Raw genomic sequence first — 9,829 nt, forward strand, 5'->3', positions numbered from 1 at the left:
AGGAAAAAATATTAACAATGACAACTTCTCCATCTGAATTTACAATGTTTTCATAATCCGAATAGAATGGAACAGCAGGATAACTTGAAATACTATCAAACGGGTTGTAGAAATAAGGAGAACCTGAATTATAGTCTTTTTTGAATTTTTCGTGTGCAATTATTATTTCATTAAAACTTTTTATGAACTCATTGAAGTTTGATTTTTTAAGTATATCCTTTATTCTTTCAGGAATAACTTCGTATTCTATTTCATTTCTACTCTGATATTTTTCATCAACCTTTAAATAATTGTATTTACTTGTAATACTTCCATCATATATATCCTTTACAAAAAAGGTATTCTCATTTTTTAATACAATGAGTCCATTTAATGCAATATTTTTTAAGCATATATCATCCATATCAGGATACAGACGAACATTATTGTTTGAAATCCAATTAAAAAATAAAGAATCATTTGCATTTATATTTGTAAGAACATCATTTTTAAAGTGTTCTGTTCCAGATGCTTTATCTTTATCAAAAAGTAATACAATTAATAAATTTCGGTATTGTTCTAAAAATTCATTTTCACAAGTATTATTCCCCAAATTAGCTCCCGGTCTGTTAGACAAAATAAGAGTATAACTGTTTTTTGAAAAGTCTGTGTACTGAAATTTTTCTATTTTATTTATCCAATGAAATTGATGTTTATTATCACTAAATTTACCGAGTTCACTTGAAGCTTCTAATAATAATTCCCAAGAAGGACCTACATTGGCATAATCAGATTCACAAAACAATGTTAGAAATGTAATACTTTGATAATATTGTTTTAATTCTAATTCCTTCTTAAGGAAGGCAGTATTATTTTCCACTTTCCATTGTGAAAATCTTAGAAATGAATAATGAGCTAAAGAATTGAGAAAACCTTTTGTGAAATTTTGTTTTAAAATTATCTGTTCTAATTCTATGAGGAAATTTTTATTATCTGAGTCGCGAAGTCTGTTCTGCGTTAAATCCCAATGATTAATGGTCAATTCCAATCCTGGAAATTGTAAAGCGGAATACATAATCTTATCAGTATAGTTCAATAGAGTTTGGTTATTTGTTTTTAAGCTTAGTAAAGTGATGAGTAATTTATCTGCATCAGATAGATCTTCTCTATGATATATAGATTTTATAAGGATATCAATTTCAGTAGTTTTTGATAAATACAATTCTTCGTTGGATAGAATTATATTTAGATAATGGGTTAAAGACAATCCTTTTACTCTATCTATTTGATTGATAATATTCCAAAATTGTTCTGGAAAATTTGATATTAAATTACTGTAAAACATAAGATAAAGTGTACCTCGACCATCATCACTAAATGGTAAAATATCTGCCATCTTTTTCCTGATAGTATTTAATCTTTTATTATCACTAAACTGACTATAGAAGAATCTTAGATTATCTTTTAAACCAAACTTTATATCTTCCGTTAAATTTTCAAGTTTTGATATAGCTTCTTGTATTTCAACTTCAGACAATAAAGATTTATTTTTACTAGCATAACTGATATCATACTTTACATTATCTTTGAATTTATGATATTCTCCTGATTCTTTATATTCCTTTACATTGATAATTTTTGTTTTTTCATTATTAAATTCTAAGCCGTTTATAGAAAGCCACTCTTTTATATTCTTAAATAAGTCATCAGCTCTATCTTCCGATTCTACAAAAATGAATATATCATCAACAAAACGGTTATAAAATTCTCGCTTTTGGTCAGTTATAAATTTATTTTCTATTAAACTATCAAGTCCTAACAAATATATCTCAGCTAAATATCGCGCAAAAGCAGGTCCTTGAGGAAGTCCCTTATCAGCGTTTCCGGTTGTTTTTTCTGATAAGTTAATTAGATAGTCAATAATTGATTTATACTTGCTAACATTTCCTTCATCCAGTTCATTTAGCTTATTCTTAATAGCCGAAGGAGCCTCTTCAAATAATTTAATTTTAAGTCTTTTGAGGTCAACTCTATCATAAAAACTTTTAATATCCAGCTTAATTACAAAGTAATCTTCGTATTCCTTTCCAAATAAAATATTCTCTACACTTTTGGTATATTTAGCCCAATTGATAAACCAATTATTAAATATATTGTCTTTATAGAAGCTATTTGAAAACTCATATCCATATGAATTATTAGATATTTCGCTAAAAAATAGATTATTAAGTACAAATGTAAAATAGACAGAAATAAGGTTATTAATTGGATCAATGTTGTAGAGATCTCGAATCTTATTTATTTCATTTCGTTGGAATTTAAATGAATCAACATTTAATTCGGATTCGTTGGTGTAGATTTGAGAAATATATTTTTTAATTTCATCAAATTCTATATTTTTAATCAACTCTAATTGAGGAAATAATGGAACTTCATCATTTTTAAATGAATAATTAACTAGAGATTTTTGAATCTTGTTAAAAATATTTTCATCAATATTTTCAATACTAAATGAGGGTAATGCTTCTAAATGAACTCCTTCTATTAGCTCAACAGGGGAGTTTATAGAAGACTCTTTACAAGTAGAACAATGCCCTAAACTTTTACAAGTAATGGGTTTGAAATATCGATAAGTTTCTATTTTTCTTAAAGTAATTTCTTCATTATAACCCTTGATTTTAGAAAAAAGCTCTAATAAAATATTCTTGCCAAAATCAGGATCATCTGCTGTACTTAGTTGCCCTAATAATCCTACAAGAATACTCCTCTCTTTATTTCCCAGTCCTTTTTCATAATCTTTCAGTATTATATTTAAGTTTTCACATTTTCTCAAAGATTGAAGGATATCTTCCAGTTCTATATTTTGAGGGAGTCTGGAAACTATCTTTTGCTTTTTGATGAAAGAATGAAAATAAATACTTTTTTCAGAATACTCTTTGATGTAAGGCTCTATTTGCTTTATAGAAACTGTGGTACCTCTACTTAATATTTCTAACTGCTTCTCTAAAAATTCAGGATGAGCTTTTTCTATCCAATTATCTTTATTAAATTCAAAGTCTTCATCTCTATTAATAAAGAAAGAGAGTTTTCCGCTCACTTTGTTTTGTGATAATGGTAATTTTATTCCATAGCCAATGCCTTTGGAATTTCTATTCGTATAGGGTATTTTAGGAAATAAATCAGCAATAATATTTTCCTCAAAGTCATCTTTTACTTTTGAATAAATATAATTAGCAAAATAGTAAGCATTTTCTTTAGTTATTAATCGATCAAAAATAACCCAGATATGAAACCCTCTTCTACCGGAGCATTCGATTAAATGAGGAATTTTTTTTGAATCAAGAAAATCACTAACTAAGTCCGCTGTTTTCTTTACCGCTTTGAGATTGTTTTCATTTACCTCGTTATTATCAATCTCTTTTTTAGAAATATCTAAGTCTATACATATCCATTTAACTAGTGTATTATCAACAATATGAAGTTCTTGGTATGTTAATAAACTTTCTTGTTTCTCTAGCATATTCTCTATAGTAACAGGTGTTATTATACCTTTTACTAATTTGTAACTACCATCTTTCTGCTGTCTCCCATATTTCAGGTTATCAACATAGAAAATTTCAAAAAGTTTATTTGATATTTCTTTAAGGGTATTGTCTTTTTCCATAAACTTAATCTTCCTTTAATCTTCCTTGTAATTCTTTAATTTTGTTTATCAGCTCTTCAAAATCCAAAGATTCTCCATAAAACATATTTTCCTGCATTATGTTGTAATCTTTTTTCCATAATTCCATCACTTCATCCGGCGGAATGATGTTCAGAGTTTTCGGAGTATGTAAATCATAGGAAATCCCTCGCAGTGGTGTATATTTCTTCCGATGCTCTACAATGGTTTCAAATAACTCTTTATTTTCTAAAGCTTCTTTGCCATAAGAATGGTTCATTAGTCTTTCCAAATCATACAAATGTCTGGTCATTCTCAAATGACGAATCTTATCTTTGGGTTTCAAAAACTCTTCGTGCAGAAGAAATATTTTTTCCAAAAATGTTCTTATAGGTATGACTACTGAAACATCAAATGGTTTTATTGCGAACTTCTGTTCCGGGAATACACTTCCAATAATGGATTCAATTGGTCTGGATTCTGAAGGTTCCATTAAGGAGCGAGAGCCAATTTCTATCAAAACTCTCTGTGGCAAATAGTCTCCCTGCTCTACAATAGACTTATATTGTAATTCTATGGTGTGTGGATCACTGGTATCATCAATTTCGTTATTTGTGACCAATTCATATTCTTCATCCGGAATTCCTAGGTTTTTTAATTGAATTTTTAATTCATTAAAAAAATCTGTTACGATAAATATCCCAGATGCCTTTCTTAATTTTTTGATTTGTGTCTTTGATAATTCTCCATCGAATCCTAAAAATTTCCGATCAATCGCTAAATCAATATCTTCAGAAAACCTGTCAATTAAATGATATGCTTTACTCAAAGATGTTCCGCCCTTGAATACGAAATGTTCTGCAAATCTTGATGAGAAAACCGCTTTGAGTACCATTGTTACCCACCAATCTTTTTCCACAGCTTGAACCGGCAAGCCTAAACGATTGTTAACCTGTTCTAAAATTTCTATCCTTCTCTTTTTCGATAATTTCAACCACTTATTCATTCGCTTTAATTATTTAAGGATAAAACTTCATTTCGCACCCAAACTGGAGCATTTAAAATTTCTTCTTTTAAAATTTCTACCGGAACTTTCTCCAATGCCTGATTTATTTTTTGTTTAACTTCGTCCGTAATATTCTCTTTTCCTAATTCCTTCAAACCCTGTACAATATTGGATAGAACTTTATTTTTTATTGCCAAATTCTTAGGAGCTGTTTTCTTAAACGTAATTGTTCTTTTCCCCACTTTGATTTTACGGGGAGCACCGTCTGTAAGATAAATTACATTCATAGGGATTTGAGTAGATATTCCCAATTGCTGTAAAGCATAAATGCCTGTAGGAATAATCCGTATTTTATCTCTTTTCGCAATTGCTTCGGCTATACTTTCTGTAGATGGATACAATATCCCTAATTCTTTATCAATTTTGGGATAGAGGTATATGCCGTGTGCTAATCTTACTAGAAGTTGTTTTTTTTCTAAACGTAGCAATACCTTTTTCACGTTTTCGGCAGTACCAAATTCCGCAAAATCTGAAACAAAAACTATCGCTCCTTTCTTTAAACTTAATATCTTATCTTCTAACTGGCTATGAATAGATTGCATTATTAAAAACACTTATAATTTGTCCCAAATTTAGTAAAAATTTGGGACACTATTCTATTATTTGATGAAATATTATTTTCTTAATAAACTTAAAATTCAATAATAAACCTCATTGGTTTATTGACCGAATTCAGGTTTATTCTGTCCCAAAAATTTACCATAATTGGGACAAAAAATAGACTGTTTGCTATTGACTACACATTTCGTAGCACATCGCAAATGAAATATAATCGTTAAAAGTCTCTTGCAACTCCGAAGAAGCTCCGTTCATTTTCGTTTATCTCCTGAGTTTTCTTCATATCCAAACAAATTAAACATTTCTCTCATTCTTGAACGAAGGCGATTGCCATATTGGGATTCGATTTCTGTGGCGGAGAGATTGGTTGTTATATGGGTAATGATCTCTTTTTCTTTGAATAAATCATAGCCTGTCAAAAGGATTTCTGCCATTACGTTGCAGTCGTTACCAAAGTATTTGGAAGTGGTTTCAGTGCCAAGATCATCAAAACAATAGGCTTTTGGGGTTCTGATGTCGTGACTAAAGTTGCCGTTGGAATATTTTTCTAAAATCTCATAACCAGACTGCATAAATTCCGAAACAATATGACGGGTAGAAACAATACCGTATTTTGATGCCGGAAAATTGCAAGATCTCAAAATTTTGAATAATGTTGTTTTTCCACAACCAATTGGCCCGGACAACAAAATCCCTTTGTTGAGGTCAAAATTCATTTCTTTTGCTACCAGATCATCTTTTAGCATCCACGCTACAAGAGCGAACACAATTCCTTTTTCGGATTCGGAGATTACATATTCTTTGCCGATAAATTTTGATGCTTTTCTTCGGAACCAGGGAATTATTTTGTTATAATCATAACGGCTCTCGATAACTTTTTCCGGTAGTTGCATTGAGATTGGTGGATTTAGTTGTGGTGAGATTTTTCGTTGAGTTCTGAATAGCAGATTGCTTCGCTTCGCTTGCAATGACATTAAATTTTTTGGAATTCAGCAACCAGTTTCTTGCGGCTGCCTGCCAGTTTTTCATTTTAGATTTTCCGCCGACTAACCAGCCGTTGCTTTCATAATGATTAAAGAATTTTTCGGCTTCTTCGGATGGTACATCTTTTTCTGCGAAATACATTTTTACTTCGGAGATACGAGGTGGGTAAAATTTGGTTGTTGGTTGATGGTTGTCAGTTGATAGGAATTCCTCATTTTGCTGTACTATTTTCGGAATGGCAATGTGAGAACCTGAGATTGCTTCGTCATTTCGCTTTGCTTCATTTCTCGCAATAACAGTTTCGGGTGGGTTTACAATAGTTTTATTGTTTGATATGTTTGTATTGTTTATAGAAGGTATCAGTGCTTGTCTATTACCTATATCGTTTTTGATATGGTGCTGGTTCAATGCTTGTTCGGAGGTTATTCGTTTTTTGCTACGCTTCCCGTTCAGATTCTGAACTTCTAAATTTTCAAAATTGTACAGGTTTACCAAACTTCCTTTATACGGATTGAACGACGGAATGTATTCGATATAACCAAAGTTTTGCAGTTCTTTGATGCATTTATGATAGGTTCCCAATGCCGATATTTTGCTCAACCTCATCATTTCGTTACGGGAAATGCTAATCGGGTTTTGGAAATGGTTGATATTCCAGAACTGAAATAATGCTAAATACAAACTGATATGTGTTGGGTTCAGGCGTTCGTCCTGTTGGATTTTGTCGTAGAAGCCTGTGAGGTGGCGGATGTAGTTCATAGTGGTTGATGGTTGTCGGTTAATGGTTGATAGACTCTTCGACAGGCTCAGAGTCACAGATTGCTTCGTAGTCGTTCCTCCTTCTCGCAATGACATTATTTTTCGTTGAAAAGTTTTTCAATGTCTTGATAGTTGTAGTAGATTGTTCCGCCAACTTTGGAGTATCGTAATGTTCCATTTATACGGAGGTTTTGCAGAGTTCCTGATGAAATCTTGAGGAGTGCTTTGACTTCTGAAGAACGAAGCCATAATTTCTGCTCTGATGTCTTGATATGGAACAAACTTTTAATTTCTTCCAGCAATTCGGTTTTGAATTCCTGAAGATCTTCTTTCGTGATGATGCTGACTGCCATAATTTTAATTTTTTGTCTGTTGTTGGTTGATGGATTCTTTCAACCTTCTATGGCAAAATTGTGCGTTTTGAATGATTTTAATTCACAACGGAGGTCGCGTTGGGTACGAATTTTTATCAAAAAGATTCATCTGTATCGTCCATTCTTTTAAGAAGATTGGTTTTCAGCGTGTCCAGAAACTTTGTTCGATTTTCCTTTCTTGCCCTTATTTCAAGAAAGTTGCGACGATATGGCCCAAGGTCTAAGCTGAAATTATCCTCAAAAAATTCTGCTATTATTTTTAAGTCTGCAGAGCCATTATTAAAAACCCCTTCGGTTTGAAGAGCATATAATAATTCTGTTAACGCTATTTTTGAGCCTGTCCATATTAATTTTACGTTGGGGTTGCGTTGGGTAATCAATTTATTGCTTTTTCTATCCAAAAGCTTTATACAATCTTCCAAGTAAAGCTGTAACAAATCGTTCGCAATGATTTTTGCAATTTTGAAATCGTGAGATGTTGAAAAATTAAGATCGGTTTCATAATAGAAATTATCCAAGCTCTGTTTCACATCAAAAGAACCTCTCACGAAATATTTGTAATCAAGATAGGTACTTTTGGTTCTGTAATATTTATAGAAATCGAGATTATCATCAAAGTATCTTTTAAGCTTTTCAAGTTCGTTGTTGTAATATTTTTTTAAAATTCTGGTACTACCCGATGGTTTTTTAGTCTCTATTCTGTAAACTGAATTATAATAAATCCGTTTAGAGGTAAACTGAGGCTTAATCTCCTTAAAGAAATGAATTTCTTCACTTACAGATTTAAAGCCAACTCTCAAAATTTCTTTTTTTACTTTTTGTATTGTAGTAATTGTAACCTCAACAGATTTTTCACATTTTAACACAGCATCATCTATCTCAAGATCTATGAAATTGAGTTGTTCTGTAAGGTTATTTAATAACATTTGTATTTTCATCATTGTTTTTAAAATTAAAAAGGAGGCCATAAGCCTCCTTTGATATTCTTGTAAATTTTATCTATCCAACATAAAAATCATTTACCTTCCCATTACGAAAATGTAAGTGTAGTTTTCTTGTTAATATTCCGAAAAAATACTTTTCTACAAAATACACCCATTTTTCGCCGTTTATAATATCCGGTTCTTTATCCAAATACCATTTTACCTCTTCATACGTTAATCCTATTAAAATACTTCTCTCCTGAAGAATGTCTTCAATTAAGTTTTTCATTTTACTTTTTTGAATTTTGGAATTGTGATTCATTTTTGACCAAAAATATTTTATTCCACTTTGAAACTGTATTCCTCCTCAGATTGAAATGATTTGCCAGCTGATTGTTATTTAGTTTTCTTTCTGATAACCCAAAATCTTAATAACATCAGACTTTTTATAGGCTTTAAACCTCTGATTCAATTGTTCTGAGCTTATGGATGTATCAAAAATTATTTGATTTAATTTCAAAATATTTTTTACTGACAAATGCTTTCTGCTGAGCAATGCTTTGCAATTTTCTATTTTATGAGGGTACTTTTTATTAATTATATCGGTATAAATCAATTTATAATCTGACTGAGAAACTTTCATCTATATTTATCTTACATAATATTAAAAACTTTATATTCAGGATTTTGCCCTTCATAGTAAAAAATATTCCTGTACTCTTCCCCAAAAATATATTCTGTAATGGAGATATCAACAATGTTGTTATCTTCGAAAACAAATGCAATCTCATCTTTAAAGATGCCCCAACGATATCTATTATAAAACCACATTTCATCATCAAATTTTGCATCTGGCTTACCATAGATCTTTTCTAAATCACCTCTGGATTTATGTAAATAGAGTGTCACTAATTTTCGGAGTTTTCGTATTTGCTTATCCATTTGTATAATGTAGTTTTAGGGATTCTATAGTGTTCTATTACTTGGGTTTTGGTCATTTCTTTTGTTGTAATCTGTTCCAGAATAAAATCTATCACTTCTTTTGTATAGATATTTTTTCGGAATTGAGGAAGTTTCGATGGTTTATCCTGTTTTTCTCTGGTGGCGGCTGGTAGCGGATACAATATCAAATGTTGCGAGTAGAGTCTGAAGAAATTATACTCCAGCAGTTTGCTCCATTTCAAAAGCAAATCGGTAGAAATACTTTTTTGCAAAAACATTTCTTTTATTTCCTCTTCGGAAGATTTAAAGAAGTTGCAGATGCGGGATATTTCTATCCCGCTTTCTGCAACTTTCACTTCAACCATTTGCAAATATGGTATTCAAATAAACTATCTTTCCTGGTTGGAGATTCTTTAGTCCTTATTTATTTTCCAGCTCCTGCAATCTTTTCTTTAATTTTGCAATTATAGCTTGTTGTTGCTGTATAGTCTTTACCAATGGCGCAAAAAGATCGTTATAGCGTACACTAAGCATTGTATCTTTATCTTCTGTTACAATTGCGCTGTCAGTAGCACCATTCTTC

The 9,829-nt window shown here is 31.1% G+C and carries 11 protein-coding genes; all 11 read right to left on the bottom strand.

Going from position 1 to position 9,829, the window contains the following annotated elements:
- Window positions 1-3,643, bottom strand: a 3,643-nt coding sequence (locus WFK35_RS16380; RefSeq protein ID WP_336733483.1) for a reverse transcriptase domain-containing protein, incomplete at its 3' end; no start/stop codon positions are given.
- A 4-nt stretch (window positions 3,644-3,647) separates the two neighbouring features.
- Window positions 3,648-4,646, bottom strand: coding sequence for a nucleotidyl transferase AbiEii/AbiGii toxin family protein (locus WFK35_RS16385; protein WP_047096352.1), 999 nt, complete (start codon window positions 4,644-4,646; stop codon window positions 3,648-3,650).
- A 5-nt stretch (window positions 4,647-4,651) separates the two neighbouring features.
- Window positions 4,652-5,248 carry a DUF6088 family protein gene (locus WFK35_RS16390; protein ID WP_052769191.1) on the bottom strand — a complete coding sequence of 199 codons (597 nt, stop codon included), beginning with the start codon at window positions 5,246-5,248 and terminating at the stop codon, window positions 4,652-4,654.
- A gap of 267 nt (window positions 5,249-5,515) precedes the next feature.
- Window positions 5,516-6,157 (bottom strand): ATP-binding protein, encoded by a 642-nt coding sequence (locus WFK35_RS16395; RefSeq protein ID WP_336733484.1) that lies wholly within the window; start codon window positions 6,155-6,157, stop codon window positions 5,516-5,518.
- Window positions 6,120-7,103, bottom strand: coding sequence for a transcriptional regulator (locus WFK35_RS16400; RefSeq protein ID WP_336733485.1), 984 nt, complete (start codon window positions 7,101-7,103; stop codon window positions 6,120-6,122). The genes WFK35_RS16395 and WFK35_RS16400 overlap by 38 nt, the downstream gene beginning before the upstream one ends.
- Window positions 7,103-7,360, bottom strand: coding sequence for a helix-turn-helix domain-containing protein (locus WFK35_RS16405; RefSeq protein WP_047096349.1), 258 nt, complete (start codon window positions 7,358-7,360; stop codon window positions 7,103-7,105). Before WFK35_RS16405 ends, WFK35_RS16400 begins: the two co-directional genes overlap by 1 nt.
- 116 nt (window positions 7,361-7,476) lie before the next feature.
- Window positions 7,477-8,322: an RteC domain-containing protein gene (locus tag WFK35_RS16410; protein WP_336733486.1), complete on the bottom strand. Its 846-nt coding sequence runs from the start codon at window positions 8,320-8,322 to the stop codon at window positions 7,477-7,479.
- A 58-nt stretch (window positions 8,323-8,380) separates the two neighbouring features.
- A complete protein-coding gene (locus tag WFK35_RS16415) occupies window positions 8,381-8,593 on the bottom strand; it encodes a hypothetical protein (protein WP_336733487.1) in 213 nt (70 codons plus the stop codon).
- Between the two features lie 111 nt (window positions 8,594-8,704).
- Entirely contained in the window at window positions 8,705-8,947 is a 243-nt protein-coding gene (locus WFK35_RS16420; RefSeq protein ID WP_336733488.1) for a helix-turn-helix domain-containing protein, read from the bottom strand.
- Between the two features lie 11 nt (window positions 8,948-8,958).
- Complete coding sequence (locus WFK35_RS16425) at window positions 8,959-9,213, bottom strand: hypothetical protein (RefSeq protein WP_336733489.1); 255 nt, start codon at window positions 9,211-9,213, stop codon at window positions 8,959-8,961.
- A complete protein-coding gene (locus WFK35_RS16430) occupies window positions 9,213-9,611 on the bottom strand; it encodes a transposase (RefSeq protein ID WP_336733490.1) in 399 nt (132 codons plus the stop codon). The genes WFK35_RS16425 and WFK35_RS16430 overlap by 1 nt, the downstream gene beginning before the upstream one ends.
- Window positions 9,612-9,829 lie beyond the last annotated feature (218 nt).

The sequence above is a fragment of the Chryseobacterium sp. VD8 genome, assembly GCF_037149975.1.
Classification (GTDB): Bacteria; Bacteroidota; Bacteroidia; order Flavobacteriales; family Weeksellaceae; genus Chryseobacterium; species Chryseobacterium indicum.